9 protein-coding genes and 1 pseudogene are annotated in these 14,318 nt (G+C 69.8%); 3 read left to right on the top strand and 7 right to left on the bottom strand.

Going from position 1 to position 14,318, the window contains the following annotated elements; translation table 11 throughout:
- The first annotated feature begins 11 nt into the window (after positions 1 to 11).
- The gene (locus BSP109_RS01250; protein ID WP_087002991.1) at positions 12 to 989 is read left to right on the top strand and encodes an NADP-dependent oxidoreductase; all 978 of its coding nucleotides are present in this window, start codon (positions 12 to 14) and stop codon (positions 987 to 989) included.
- A gap of 22 nt (positions 990 to 1,011) precedes the next feature.
- Here the strand turns inward: BSP109_RS01250 and BSP109_RS01245 are convergent, their stop codons facing one another.
- The 3 genes from BSP109_RS01245 to BSP109_RS01235 all read right to left on the bottom strand — a co-directional run bounded on the left by BSP109_RS01245 (position 1,012) and on the right by BSP109_RS01235 (position 4,008).
- Positions 1,012 to 1,788 carry a DUF3152 domain-containing protein gene (locus BSP109_RS01245; RefSeq protein WP_257944509.1) on the bottom strand — a complete coding sequence of 259 codons (777 nt, stop codon included), beginning with the start codon at positions 1,786 to 1,788 and terminating at the stop codon, positions 1,012 to 1,014.
- A gap of 15 nt (positions 1,789 to 1,803) precedes the next feature.
- Positions 1,804 to 3,180: an MFS transporter gene (locus BSP109_RS01240; RefSeq protein ID WP_101599115.1), complete on the bottom strand. Its 1,377-nt coding sequence runs from the start codon at positions 3,178 to 3,180 to the stop codon at positions 1,804 to 1,806.
- Between the two features lie 93 nt (positions 3,181 to 3,273).
- Entirely contained in the window at positions 3,274 to 4,008 is a 735-nt protein-coding gene (locus BSP109_RS01235) for an IclR family transcriptional regulator (RefSeq protein WP_087002985.1), read from the bottom strand.
- A 212-nt stretch (positions 4,009 to 4,220) separates the two neighbouring features.
- Here BSP109_RS01235 and BSP109_RS01230 point away from each other — a divergent pair, with 212 nt between their 5' ends.
- On the top strand, positions 4,221 to 6,986 hold the full coding sequence (locus tag BSP109_RS01230) for an FAD-dependent oxidoreductase (RefSeq protein WP_101599114.1): 2,766 nt from the start codon (positions 4,221 to 4,223) through the stop codon (positions 6,984 to 6,986).
- A gap of 107 nt (positions 6,987 to 7,093) precedes the next feature.
- Positions 7,094 to 9,124 (top strand): HNH endonuclease signature motif containing protein, encoded by a 2,031-nt coding sequence (locus tag BSP109_RS01225; protein WP_101599113.1) that lies wholly within the window; start codon positions 7,094 to 7,096, stop codon positions 9,122 to 9,124.
- A 63-nt stretch (positions 9,125 to 9,187) separates the two neighbouring features.
- Here BSP109_RS01225 and purU read toward each other — a convergent pair.
- The 4 genes and pseudogenes from purU to BSP109_RS01205 all read right to left on the bottom strand — a co-directional run bounded on the left by purU (position 9,188) and on the right by BSP109_RS01205 (position 14,286).
- Positions 9,188 to 10,103: pseudogene (purU, locus tag BSP109_RS01220) on the bottom strand (formyltetrahydrofolate deformylase).
- A 70-nt stretch (positions 10,104 to 10,173) separates the two neighbouring features.
- Entirely contained in the window at positions 10,174 to 10,809 is a 636-nt protein-coding gene (locus tag BSP109_RS01215; RefSeq protein ID WP_308297895.1) for a sarcosine oxidase subunit gamma family protein, read from the bottom strand.
- Positions 10,810 to 10,918: 109 nt separating this feature from the next.
- Positions 10,919 to 13,999, bottom strand: a complete 3,081-nt coding sequence (locus BSP109_RS01210) for a 2Fe-2S iron-sulfur cluster-binding protein (RefSeq protein ID WP_101599111.1) — start codon at positions 13,997 to 13,999, stop codon at positions 10,919 to 10,921.
- The gene (locus BSP109_RS01205; protein WP_101599152.1) at positions 13,996 to 14,286 is read right to left on the bottom strand and encodes a sarcosine oxidase subunit delta; all 291 of its coding nucleotides are present in this window, start codon (positions 14,284 to 14,286) and stop codon (positions 13,996 to 13,998) included. Before BSP109_RS01205 ends, BSP109_RS01210 begins: the two co-directional genes overlap by 4 nt.
- Positions 14,287 to 14,318 lie beyond the last annotated feature (32 nt).

Below are 14,318 nucleotides of genomic sequence, written 5' to 3'. Positions count from 1 at the left end.
AGAGGGGATCCATGCGCATCTACGGCTTCGACGACTACGGCGGGCCCGAGGTCCAGCGCTTCCACGAGGTGGAGGAACCCACGATGCAGGACGGGTGCGTGAGGATCCGCACTGTCACGGCCGGGGTGAATCCGGCGGACATCAAGGTGCGCTCCGGCGCCCGTCAGAGCGGCTTCCCGGTCGAGTTCCCGATGGCGATGGGCCGTGAAGCGTGTGGTGACGTCATCGAGGTGGGGCCTGGTGCGTCGGATCGGATCGCCGTCGGTGACCGCGTGTTCGGCTCCTGTGCGCCCGGGACCGGGGCGTTCGCAGAGACAGCCCTGCTCGATGCCTCGAGCGCGGTCCGCGTTCCCGCGGGCCTCGACGCCGTGCGCGCGGCCTGCATTCCTGTGGCCGTCGGTACCGCGAACGATGCGATCGCTGAGCTCGCGTGCGGAGACGGAGACACGGTCCTGGTCCTCGGAGCGGGCGGCGGCGTGGGCGTCCACGCGGTCCAACTCGCACGCCTGGCCGGGGCGCGCGTGATCGCCGTCGCGAGTGCGGCCAAACGGGATCTGCTGGAGGGGCTCGGTGTCGAGCACGTCGCGTCCGGATCCGGATGGGAGGAGCGCGTCCGCGCAGCCGTGGCCGGTGGTGGGGCTGCAGGAGGAGCCGGACTCGGATCTGAGGTCGAGCCCGGACCGGGGGAGCGGCCGGTCGATGCGCTCCTCGACTGCGTGGGCGGCGACGCGCTCGCGGGCGCGCTCAGCCTGCTGGCGGGCACCCGGGTGCGCAGTGTCGCGGACCCGGCGGGGGCCTCGGCCGCGGGTGGTTCAGGGGTCGTCCGGCGACGGACGACCGAGGTCTTCGGCGCGCTCGCCTCGCTGGTGGCCGACGGGAGGCTCGAGGTCGTCGTGGACGACGTCGTGCCGTTCGCCGAGGCGGCACGGGCGGTCGAGCGGGTCGAGTCCGGTCATGCGCGGGGGAAGACGGTCGTGACGTTCACGTGAGCGGGCGAACAGCGGGCGAGCCTCACCCGGCCGACGGCCAGGCGTAGGGCTCGCACCCCTGCAGCCCCTTCGTCTGCTGCTGCATGAGCGGTGCGGTCTCGCCCGTCCCCGGACAGTTCTCGTGGCCGTGCCCCAACGCGTGTCCGACCTCGTGGTTGATGAGGTACTGGCGGTACTGGGTCAGCGAGTCGAACTCGTCCGTCGCGGACACCCACCGCTTCGCGTTGAGGATGACGTCGCGGCCGCTGCGGCACGACAGCTCACCGTTGGTGATGAGCGGCGCGCACATCTGGTCCGTCGTGTTCGGCGAGGCGACGCTGATCACGGCGTCCGCGCTGTCCGCCTCCGTCACGAGGCCGAAGGCGACGCCGTCGAGTTCCTGCCACCCCCGCTCGTCGCGGAGCGTCTCCATGATGAACGCGGATGCCTCATCCACGTCGACGGGCAGGTTCGACTCGACCCGCACGGCGACGTCGAAGGGCGTGCCGTCGCCCGTGGCCTCCGATCCCGCCGTGGCGGTGTCCCAGTCGCCGCTGCCTGCTGCCGGGACATCGGTGGGCAGCGGAGTGGGAGCCGACGTGGTGGGCGCGCCGGACGGCGTGGGCTCCTGATCGACGGACGGGTCCGTCGTGGCCGCGGCCGAGGCGGTGGACAGTGCCGGTCCATCGGTCGGGTGATCGCTCGGGCCGGGGCTCGCGGTCGGGCGCTCACCTGCGCTCATGCACCCGGAGAGGACGGTGAGGGCGAGGATCGCCGCCGCGGGCACGGCGGATCGGGTGAGGGGGCTGCGTGTGCGCACCCGCTCAGGATCTCATCACCGAGCCGATGATGCGACGACATCCCGATCGGCGCCACGACGTTTCGTCCGCGTCATGAGTGAGAGGACTGCGGCGATCGCACACATCGCAGCGCCTCCCCACCACGCGTAGGTGTACGTGCCGAACACGTCGCGGATCACTCCGGCGCCCGCCGCGGCCGCCGCCGCGCCGATCTGATGGGAGGCGAACACCCAGCCGAACACGATCGTCCCGCGCTCGCCGAAGAACTCGCGGCACAGGGCGACGGTGGGCGGGACGGTCGCAACCCAGTCCAGGCCGTAGATGATGATGAACAGCAGCATGCTCGGGTGAACGCTGTCGGACAGCAGCCAGGGGAGGAGCAGCAGCCCCACGCCTCGGAATCCGTAGTAGAGCAGCAACAGGATCCGCGGATCGAACCTGTCGGTGAGCCAGCCGGAGGCCACGGTGCCAATGATGTCGAAGACTCCCACGACGGCGAGCAGTCCCGCGGCGGTCGTCGCAGCCATGCCGTGGTCGTGGGCCGACGGGATGAAGTGGATCCCGATCAGCCCGTTCGTCGTCGCACCGCAGATGGCGAAGGCGATCGCGAGCGCCCAGAAGGTCCTGTGGCAGGCTGCGTACCGGAGGCTGTCGATCGCGCGCTTCATCGCACCGCCGGTCGTGCGGACCGGTGCTGTGTATGTCGCGGGATCCGCTCCGTACGGCATGACGCCGCGGTCCTCGGGGTAGTCGCGCAGCACGAGTGCGACCAGCGGCACGGCGATCAGCGCCACGCCTGCGATGACGAGCGATGCGGGTCGCCAGCCGATCGTCTCCGCAAGAGCCGCGACGGGAGGGAGGATCACCAGCTGCCCCGTGGCGGCGCCGGCGGTGAGCGCGCCCATGACCAGTCCCCGGCGCTTCACGAACCACCGTTCGGCGATCGTCGCCGCGAACACGAGCGCCATCGCACCGGTGCCCGCGCCGATCAGGAGTCCCCAGAAGATCAGCAGGTGCCACGAGGCCGTCATCGCGACGCTGCCGCCAGCGCCTACGGCGATCAGGACGAGTGCGGAGGAGATGACGCGGCGGAGCCCGAACCGGTCCATGAGCGCGGCGGCGAAGGGTGCGACCAGGCCGTAGAGGACGAGGTTGATGCTCACCGCGATCGACATGATGCTCATCGACCAGCCGAAGTCCTCGTGCAGCGGCACCATGAGGGCACCGGGAGCGCCGCGGAACCCTGCGGCCGCGAAGAGTGCGAGGAACGCGACGGCCGCCACCCACCAGGCGGGATGGATCCGGCGGCGTCGCCGGGGTGCGAGCGCGGGACCGTTCGCGGGACCGGTTGCGGGAGCGGTCGCGGGGTCAGTCGCGGGGTCCTCGACAGGTGGATGGGAGGGATCGGTCATCTAAGCCCCTTCGGAGCAGAGTCGTCAGCTGCAGTTGAGCATAGAGCGTCCGCGGTGCCGGTCGGGTCGGGGCTGCAGGACCGAGGTCCTGCCTCACGACCACCGGCCCGAGGCCGTGGCCAGCTCGCGCATCCGCTGCGCCGTCCGCGCGAAGGCCTCGGGCGGGAGGCTGTGGGTGGGGCCGGTGACGGTGAGCGCGGCTTCGACCGTTCCATCGGGCAGGCGCAGGGGCACGGCGACGGCGGTGATGTGCTGCTCCCACTCCTCGTTCGACGCTGCCCAGTCCTGCGTGCGGACCCGTCCGAGCTCTGCTTCCAGCGCGTCGCTGCGCGTGATCGTCCGGTCCGTGTGCGCGTCGAGTGTGCGGGAGGCGATGGTCCGCCTCGCGGATTCGCTGTGCGCGAGCAGCAGCTTCCCGGAGCTGGTCGCATGCCCCGGTGTCCGCAGACCCACGTAGTGCCGAGGCGCGAGCAGCCCCGTGCCGACGGCCTGCGACACGTTCACGGCGTGCACGTCGTCGAGCACGGCGACGTTGGCGGTGAGGCTCAGGTCCTCCGCCACCCGGTCGCAGAGCCGCTGGGCGATCTGAGAGAAGTCGAGTCTGCTGGTCACCGCGCTCGCCAGGCGCACCAGGCCGAACCCCAAGGAGTATGCGCCGCCCGCGTCCCGCTGCTCGACGAGCCCGTGGGCGGCGAGTGAGGCGAGGATCCGCGATGCCGTCGACTTGTGGACGCCCAGCCGGTCTGCGACCTGGCCGACGCTCGCAGTGCCGGTGACGGCAAGCGCTTCGAGCGCTTCGACGGCTCGGTCGATGGACTGAATCCCCATGCGTCCCCTTCGGCTGTTCTGCGGTGCTCGAGGCAGGTCGTCCGCACCCTTGACGTGGTGGGTGTCACACGCTTGAATGGTTGCACCATACGCGTGCGTTGCGCGATGCGCAACATCGAATGAGTCGACGACGACTCGCGACACGCTCCTCCACCTCCGTCACCACACCCTTCACCACACCCTTCACCACACCACCGCATGCAGGAGACGCCATGACCGGCACCGTCCCCAGAACCATCGCGAGCAGCGCTGCCACGACGCTTCCCGATCGTGTGAGCGCGCGACCGCCCGGGGCGATCGACCCGTCCTCACGCATCGTCATCATCGGCGCGGGCGTCGTGGGCGCGGCGCTCGCGGACGAACTGGTGACGCGAGGCTGCACCCGCGTCACCGTCCTCGACCAGGGGCCGCTGCCCGTCACCGGCGGTTCGTCCTCGCACGCACCGGGCTTCGTGTTCCAGGTCAACGGCTCCAGGGTCATGTGCGGTCTGGCGCAGAGGACCCTCGCCAAACTGGACGGGCTCGAGGTCGACGGCAGGCGCGTCCTCGACCGCATCGGAGGGCTCGAGGTCGCGACGACGGAGGGGCAGCTCGCCGAGCTGCGGAGGCGATACGGCTATGCGCTCGCCTGGGGCGTGCCGGCGGAGCTCATCGAGCCCGCCCGCGTCGCGGAGCTGTGGCCCGGCCTCGACACCTCGCAGATCATCGGTGCACTCCACACGCCCACCGACGGGATCGTCCACTCGAAGCGCGCAGTCGAACATCAGCTGGCACGTGCGGAGGAAGGTGGTGCCGAGGCGATCGGCCTCACGCGCGTCGTCGACGTCGAAACGGAGAACGGCCGCGTGACGGGGGTCGTCGTCGAGGACGCGACCGTGCCGACGGGTGGGGCTGGGGCGGAAGCCGCCGAGGTGCCGGCGGGCGGGACCTCGGCCGCGGTCGACTCGACCAGCCCGAGCCGCCGCACGATCCCGGCCGACGTCGTCGTCGCGACCGGCGGCATCTGGGGGCACCTGCTGGGGGAGCTGGGCGGCCTGCGCCTGCCGATGCACCCGATGGAGCACGGGTACGCGTGGACCGCGCCCGTCCCGGACCTGCCCGGAACCGCCCCGGACGGCTCGCCGCTGGGCGACGACCAGGCGGGGCGTCCCATGATCCGGCACCAGGGCGCGGGACTGTACATGCGCGAGTTCGGCACCAGGATCGGGATCGGGGCGTATGAGCACAGGCCCATCCCGCTGGCGCCGGAGGATCTCACCGACACCGCGCACATGCTGGCATCGGGTCAGGAGCCCGCGAAGCGTGCCTTCACCCGCGAGGACTTCGAGTTCTGCCGTGCGGAGGCGGCTCGTCTGCTCCCGGCGATCGCCGATCTGCCGCTGGAGGGCGAGTTCAACGGCGTCTTCTCCTTCACCCCCGACGGCGGGCCGATGCTCGGGCCCTCGCTGCGGCTCGACGGGTTCTGGGCCGCGCAGGCGATCTGGGTGACGGCTTCGGCGGGCTGTGCCGAGGTGCTGGCCGACTGGATGCTCACCGGGGACCCCGGTGTCGCGACTCAGGAGCTCGATGCCGCACGCTTCGATCCCGCGCTGCTGAGTGACCAGTGGATCCGGGAACGCGCGGCGGAGGCGTACGACGAGGTCTACGACGTGTCCTTCCCGCACCAGGGGACCGTGGTCACGCGCGGACTGAAGACGAGCCCGTTTCACACCCGGATCCAGGACGCGGGCGGATACTTCGACGAGGCGAACGGCTGGGAGCGGGCACTGTGGCACGGGGAGAATGCGAAGCTCTTCAGCGACCCGGAGTTCCGGACGCGGGCGGTGAAGGCGTTCGGTGCGGCGGCTGCGGCGACGACGGCGCTGGAGGATCCGGCCGTCCCGGGTGGTGTGGCCGAGGGCGGCGGCGACACTGTCCCCGTGGTCGTGCCGCGTCGCGATGCGTGGGACCAGGTGAACTGGTCACCCATCGCGGCAGCCGAGGCCTGGGCGACCCGCAACCGCGTCGCCGCCTACGACATGACGTCACTGACGCGCTATCGGGTGCGCGGCGCAGGGGCGACCGCATGGCTCGAGCGTCTCAACACGAACAAGGTGGGCAAGCTGCCGGGCGCGGTCACCTATTCGCTCATGCTCGATGAGACGGGCGGGATCCTCTCCGATGTCACGGTCACCAGTCTGGGCGGCGAGGAGTACATGATCGGGGCGAACGGGCCGCTCGACCTGGACCGGCTCACGCGACTGCTGCCGGAATCCGGCACCGTCGTGCTCGACGACATCACGACGTCGACGTGCTGCGTGGGCCTGTGGGGGCCTCGGGCGCGGGACGTGCTGGAGCCGATCACGGAGGGCGACATCAGCCATGAGGGCCTGCGCTACTTCCGCGCCGCGCGGATCCGGGTGGCCGGGGTGCCGGTGCTCGCGCTGCGGGTGAGCTATGTGGGCGAACTCGGGTGGGAGCTGTACACGGAGGCCGCCCACGGGCTGCGCCTCTGGGACGCGCTCATGGACGCGGGGGCGCCGCACGGGATCGTGCCCGGTGGGCGCGCGGCCTTCTCGAGCCTGCGGCTGGAGAAGGGCTACCGCGCGTGGGGCTCGGACATGACGAGGGAGGACACCCCGGAGGATGCGGGTCTGGGCTTCGCCGTGCGCATGGAGAAGGACGGTGGGTTCATCGGCCGCGACGCGCTTGTGCGGCAGCCCTCGCGCGGGCGGAGGCTCGCAGCCTTCGGGATGCGGATGGATGCGGGCCGCCCGGAGGCGGGATCGCCCGTCTTCGCCGGTACCGAGGTCGTCGGCTGGGTCACGAGCGCCGATTTCGGCTACGTCACCGGCCAGGTCATCGGGCTCGCGTGGGTGGCTGAGGAGCGCGCGGAACCGGGGACGCCGCTGGAGATCATGCGGTTCGGCCGAGTCCACGGCGCCGAGGTCCTGGCCGAGCCGGTCTACGACGCAGGGATGAGTCGCATCCGACGCTAGAAGATCGCGAATGTTCGAATAGACTATGGCATTCTCTGAATCTTTCGAATAGACTGTTCGAAAGACAGATAGAACAGGGTTGTTCATCTGGGGCAGAGGAGGTGGCCATGGCGGCGTCGCAGAGTCCTGATGGGACTGTCGATGAACCGGCGTTCCGCGTCCCCTTCACCTCCGCGGATCAGGAACTTCTCGAGAGCAGGGCGCCGGGATTCGTCGAGCTCCTCGACGTGGGTCGTGCGGTGCGTGAGACCGGCTCGCACGGGTCGCTGGGAGCACCGGAGGTGCTGGCGGCGGTGCGGTCCCTCGAAGTGGTCCGGCGGCTGGTGGACTCCCTCAGCACCGATCTCCTGGCGAGATACAAGCGGATCGGCGACAGCGCGATGCACGGCTATCGGACGACGGAGGCGCTGCTGGCCGGGGAATTCCGCATCACGCCGCAGGAGGCTCGGCGTCGGACACAGCTGTGCGAGTACGTGGTGGGGCGCATCTCCGAGACCGGCGAAGCGCTGGCTCCGGTGAGGCCGGTGATCGCGGACAACTTCGCGGACGGGCGCATCAGTGCCGACGAAGCGCGGGCGCTGTGCGACGCCGTTGATGATCTGCCGCCGTCGGCGCGAGCGAAGTATGCGGACAGGGTGGAGAAGACGCTCGTCGAGCTGGCTCCGACGGTGCGGCTGAAGGAACTGCCGAAGCTCACCCAGCGGATCATCAGTCATGTGGATCCGGATGGGACTCTTCCGAAGTTCGAGACCGATCCTCATCGGTACAGGGTCAATCTGTCCCAGCAGCGCAACGGGGACTGGCGCCTCTCCGGGCTCCTCGACTGCCCGTCGGGGACGACTCTGCACTCTCTTCTGTACCACCGCATGAAGGACACGGATGTTCCTATCTCTGTGCGTCTCCACCGGGAGTGCAATGACGATCCTTCTGCGGTCGAGGTGCCTGATCCAGAGGCGGGTGTGCCTGATCCAGAGGCCGGAGTCCCCGGCTCGGTGAGTCGAATGCCGGACTCGGTGACTCGGATACCGGATTCAGGAGACCCGCATGCAGGAGCGAACGGTTCCCCTGAAGCGGATGCGGACGGACCGGGAGACGAACACGAGTACTCGGTGACATCTGCGACGGACGACGAGGGCGTGCCGATACCGAACATCCCCCGGGAAGCCGTCTGGGACGCCACGCGGATCGCGGTCCATGCTGATGGCCGGGTCACGATCGACGGCGCCTCCTACACAGTCATTGAGGGTGACCCGCAGTTCGTCATGAAGGACGACGGGTGGCCCGTCCTCCTGCGGGGGCGGATCGCACGAGAAGTGCAGTCCCTGCGCGACCGGGTCTGCGCCGATGGCGCGGACGTCGCGGAGAGAACGGTGTGGGAGAAGATCCTCGGTCGCAGCTCTACGTTCGATGCTGAACCCGCTGATTCTGAACCCTCCCCACCCCGAAACGGTGCGCCGCCAGGTGAGGACGTGTCCGAACAGGACCGGGGTGGGAGTGTGCGCGGTGATGGTCAGCGGAGCGGGAGCTTCGCGCAGCTCAAGGAGTCGGACGCGCCCGGCCTGGCTCGTCATGACCGCTTCGCCTTCCTGCTGCGCAGCATTGCGCGGGAGCGTGTCCTCCACGGTGCCGACCATGCACTCGTCGTCACCGCCAGCGCGGCAGAGCTCACCACACCGGGAGCCACGCTCAGCACTCACGCCGGTGGCCCCGTGACTCTCGACGCTCTGGAGGGATGGTCGAACGCCGCGCAGATGTTCCTGCATCTGTCGGACGGCGGGGGCCGCACCGTCGAGGTCCGTTCGCAGGGACGCTTCGCCACCCGCAGCCAGATGGCGGTCCTGGCGGCTCGCGACCAGGGCTGCACGTTCCCCGACTGCGACGCTCCGGCCGAATGGTGCGAAGCGCACCACATCGTCGCCTATGCCCGGGGCGGGAAGACGGAGATCGACAACCTCACCCTGCTCTGCCCGTTCCACCACCGCTGGTTCGAGAGCTCCGGATGGGAATCGGTGTTCCGCCGCGGGCTGCCCGGGTGGCTTCCGCCACTCGCCGTCGACCCGCGAAGGCGGACGCTGTTCCACTCGCGGTTCCGGGTCGCGCTCCTGGGGCTCCCGCTGGAACTTCCACTCAACGAGTGACGATGAGGACCCGGCCTGCTGCGGCATCACATCCCCGCCCGGCCTGTTTCAGCAGACGCGCGCTCACCTGAGGACGACGGTCCGATTGCCGTTGAGGAACACCCGTGAATCGCAGTGCCACTTGACCGCGTCGGCCAGCGCCTTGTTCTCCGAGTCACGGCCGGCCGCGACCAGATCCTCGGGTCCGAACGTGTGGTCGACCTCGATCACCTGCTGCGTGATGATCGGCCCCTCGTCCAGTTCGTCGTTGACATAGTGAGCGGTCGCGCCCACGGTCTTCACGCCGCGGGCGTAGGCCTGGTGGTACGGCTTCGCCCCCCTTGAACGACGGAAGGAACGAATGGTGGATGTTGATCGCCCTGCCCGTCAGCGCGCGCGAGAGTTCGTCGGAGAGGATCTGCATATAGCGGGCCAGCACCACCAGGTCGACCTCGAACCTGTCGACGAGGTCCAGCAGCCGCGCCTCCGCTTCGGGCTTCGTGTCCTTCGTGACGGGAACGTGGAAGAACGGGATGCCGTGCCATTCGACGGTCTGGCGATGGTCGGGGTGGTTCGAGACGACTGCGACGATCTCCGCGTTCAGCTCGCCCATCCGCGCGCGGTAGAGCAGGTCGTTGAGGCAGTGGCCGAACTTCGACACCATGACGAGCACGCGCTGCTTCTGCTCGGTCGGGCGGAACGACCACAGCGCGTCGAACTCGTCACCGAGCGCTGCGAAGTCTGCGCGCACCCGCTCGAGGTCTGTCCCCTCGCGGAGAGAGAAGCGGATGCGAGAGAAGAAGTGGTCCGTGAGCGGATCGTCGAACTGTTTGAGCTCGATGATGTCGCCTCCGTGCTCCACGAGAACACCCGTGAGCGCATGGACGATCCCGCGGCGCTGCGCGCATGCGAACGTGACGACGTGGTCGAGGTCTGGAGCGGTGGCTCGAGCTGGAGCGGTGGCTGCAGGTGTGGATCGTGCTGTGCGGGTGGACATCATCGCCTCCTGGATTGAGCTGCGCTGCCTCTGTTGAGCTGCACTGCCGTGGCAAGACGCTGCGGCACTGAATCTACGCGCTGATCGTGCGGAATTCGAGCATCGCATCGGTCAGCCAGCGCACCGTGTACTGCGCGAAGGACGACCGCGGAAGCAGTCGGAACGTCTCCTCCTGCGCCCGGTGGACGATCATCGGAACCGGTCCCACCAGTGTTGATACCGCGTGCCCGACGGGGAACGCCCGCGGATGGAGGTCGACGTGGCCGCCCTTCTCCAGCACTGCTCGCGCGCTGGGCCCGGTGAGCTCCAGGATCGCGCGATTGCCGGACAGGTCGACGACCTGACCCGGCAGTCGCCCCGCCCCCGGTCGGTCGTCCTCCAGCACCGCGGCGACTGCGCCCGCCTCCCCGTGCACGAGTCCCCCGTGCATGTGTCCCCCTGGCACGTGTTCCCCCTTCACATGACCACCATGCACATGGGTGCGCGATACGTCGATCGTGAGGAACTCATCGGGGGAGATCCAGACGCAGTGCAGCGCATCGGGATCACCGGTCGTCTCCCCGACACCGCTCGGCAGACTCACCCCCAGAGCGCGTTCGATGCGCGAGGCGCTCGCACTGCCGGGCGCCGCACGGATCCCCAGCTGTGGGGCGAATGCGATTTCGCGCAGCTGCACGCCGGCGGGTCCCGCGACAGACGCCGCGTCCATCTCGGCGGTCATCCCGTGTGCCGGGGAGCGCCGCAGGTGTGTGGGCTCCGGCCTCGTGAGCGGCTCGGGGTCCGGGCTTGGATCCGGCCTCGGCGCGGGTGTGTGTGGATCAGCCATCTCTGCGCTTCCCTTCGGGGTCGATGAAGACGGACGAGGTGATTTCGACGTCGACGAGCGTCCCGCCCGCCGGCGACTGCACGATCTCCCCCATGCGGTCGAAGCCGTTCTCCACGAGTGCCAGGCCGAATGGTCGGCCCAGCTCCGCTGACATATACGAGGAGGTGACGTGCCCGACCATGGGCACGGGCCCCGCGTCCGGCGTCACCGGGGTCCCTGCGGCGATCAGCTGTGCACCCTCGTCCAGCCGGGTGACTCCGTCGACCGGTAGCACGCCCACGAACTGCTTGCGATCCGGTCGTGCGGTGTCCGCGCGCTGGAAGGACCGCTTGCCGATGAAGTCCTTGAGCTTCGACACCGCCCACCCCATGCCGGCGTCGAACGGGGTGACCGTTCCGTCGGTGTCCTGGCCGATGATGACGAGCCCCTTCTCCGCGCGCAGCACGTGCATCGTCTCCGTGCCGTAGGGGGTGAGGCTGAACTCCTCGCCGGCCTCGGCCACCAGCTCCCATGCGGCCAGTCCGTAGAACGCGGCGACGTTGACCTCGAACGCCAGCTCCCCGGAGAACGAGATGCGGCAGATGCGGGCGGGGATACCGTTCGACAGCTGCGTCTCCCGGAACTCCATGAAGCCGAACGCCTCGTTCGACGCATCGATGTCCGGTGCGATCGCCGCGATGACCTCCCGCGCTCGAGGTCCTGCGACGGCGATCGTGTTCCACTGCTCCGTCACGGAGGTGAAGAACACGTCCATGTGCGGCCACTCCGTCTGGTGCCACTCCTCGAGCCAGTCGAGCACTCCCGCTGCGCCGCCGGTGGTCGTCGTCATGAGGAAGCGGTCCTCAGCCAGCCGCATGGTCACGCCGTCGTCGAACAGCATCCCGTCGGCCCCGCACATGAGCCCGTAGCGCCCCTTGCCCACCGGGAGTTTCGCGAACCCGTTGGTGTAGATCCGGTTGAGGAACTCCGGGGCGTCCGCCCCGCGGATCTCGATCTTCCCCAGGGTGGACACGTCCTGGATGCCGACTGCGGTCCTCACCGCCGCGCATTCGCGCAGCACCGCGGCGTCCATGTCCTCATCCCCCCGAGGGAAGTACCGGGGGCGCTTCCACTGGCCCACATCCTCGAACTCCGCGCCGTGGGCCACGTGCCACGGGTGGATGTTCGTCACCCGCGCGGGCTCGTACAGTTCGCCGCGGCGCCTGCCTGCCAGAGCTGCGAAGGCCACGGGCGTATACGGCGGCCGGTTCGTCGACGTCCCCACCGACGCGGGGTCCGCGTCCTCCAGGAGTGAGGCGATGACGCCCATGGCGTTCACGCTGCTCGTCTTGCCCTGGTCGCCGGCGGTCGAGATCGACGTGTATCTCTTGATGTGCTCGACCGACCGCATCCCCGCGCCGATCGCGCGGAGGACGTCCGCGACGGTCTGGTCCCGCTGGAGGTCGACGAAGTGGGTCGTCCAGTGCTCGGGTGCGAATGAGGCGTCGCCGGCCGCGGATGAATCGTCGTCGGTGCGGGATTCCTGAGCGGCCGGCGCCTCGGAAGCGACCAGCGCCTCGGGCGGGGCGATCAGCCAGAGTGGGCGCGCGGGCGCGGGCTCCGCCGCCGAGGCGGTCGGCACCACGAGCGGCCCCCGCGCCCCGGTCTCCGCGGCCGCAGCATGGCCGGCATTCGCACCCTGCTCGACTGCCGCCCCGAGGCTCCCCGCACCGTTCGCGGAGCCGACTATGGCCTGCCCGGCCACCGGAGCCTCGGGCACGAAGGCCGCGAGCCCGTCGTCCCATCGGGTGCGGCCCTGTCGCTGGACGTGGAGGTGGAGGACGGGGGAGTGGCCGCCGGAGACCGCGAGCGTGTCGGCCGAGATCGTCTCGACGGCGCCCACGGGCCGTCCGGCCTCGTCGACGGACGCGAACGAGACCGCCGTGACTCTGCCGTCCTCGACTGCAGTGGCAGCACCGTCCGGGACCACATGGGTGCCTGCGACCGTGGCGCCGTCGTCGGATGCGCCACTCTTCCCATCCGCCGAGGTTCCTACGACTGCCGCGCCGAACACACCCCTGGTTCCGGTCGTTTCGAGTGCTGCACGCGCTCGGGCGGACGGTTCCGGCCGGGAATCGACGACGACCGGAACGGCGATGCCCGCGGAGTGGAGATTTTCGAGCAGTTCGTAGACGCTGTCGTTGGTCGTCGCGAGAACGATGCTCTGCCCGGCCGCGACGGCGTAGCGGTTCAGATACGTGCGCACGGCACCGGCGAGCATGACGCCGGGGCGATCGTTGTCCGCGAAGACGAGGGGGCGCTCGTGGGCACCGGTCGCCAGGACGACGCGCTTCGCGCGGATGTGCCAGACCCTCTCCCGGGGAACGCCCGGCGCGGCAGGGGAGTCGACGTCGTTCGCCCGTCGCTCGACGGCGACGATGTAGTTCGCATCGTACGAGCCGATCGCGGTGGTGCGACGCATGTACGTGAAGTCAGGCTGAGCGGCGAGGCGCTTCAGGGTGGCGCGGGCCCACTCCGCGGCGTCCCCGCCATCGATCGACTCGTCCCTGCCGGCTGGTGAACCACGGCCTGACAGAAGGGACCCGCCGGGCATCGACTGGTCGTCCAGGAGGACTGTGCGCGCTCCGGTCTTGGCCGACTCACGCGCGGCGGCGATCCCCGCGGGGCCGGCCCCCACGACGAGCACGTCGGTGTGGACGTACTTCCTGTCGTAGTAGGCGTCATCGCCGCGTGGATCGAGCACGCCCATGCCCTGCAGCCAGCGGACGCTCAACCCGTCCACGGCCTCGACGGTGGTCGCCGGCAGCATCGATTCGGACGGACCGCCCGGGGCCCTCGAGTCGACCGCGAGGAGGGCGTTCGGCTCCTCGACGCCGGCTGCGACGATGCCGCGGGGACGGGAGAGGTACAGCGAAGCGCCGCACGCAGCCCGGCCCGAGGCGATATGAGCGCTCGCCACCGTGTCACCGGCGAACGCGGACACCGGCCTGCCGTCGACTGTGAGGGTGATCGGTGCGGACCGGTCGATGCCGTGGCCGGGGGAGCGGTCGGGTCCGACGCGTCGTGCAGTCATGCCGAGCCACCTCCAGCGGAGGGCGCCGGCGCCCCCATCGGGTAGACCGCGAGGAACTCGTAGGTCGCGGTGTCGCGGATCGCGTTGAACCACTTGCGGCAGCCGACGCTGTGCTGCCAGCGCTCCGCGAACGGCCCGCGCGGGTTGTCGCGGTAGAAGAGGAACTCGGCCCATTCGCGGTCCGTGAGCGCGTAGGGATCCTCCGGATACGGCACGTGCGCCTGGCCTCCGTAGTGGAACTCGACCTCGTCCCGGGGCCCGCAATGGGGGCAGTCGATGAGGAGCATGACCGTCAGGCCTTTCGTCGGGGGTGTCGGAT

It is taken from the genome of Brevibacterium sp. Mu109 (assembly GCF_900169375.1).
Classification (GTDB): domain Bacteria; phylum Actinomycetota; class Actinomycetes; order Actinomycetales; family Brevibacteriaceae; genus Brevibacterium; species Brevibacterium yomogidense_A.
This window is presented reverse-complemented; position numbering and strand designations above follow the sequence as displayed.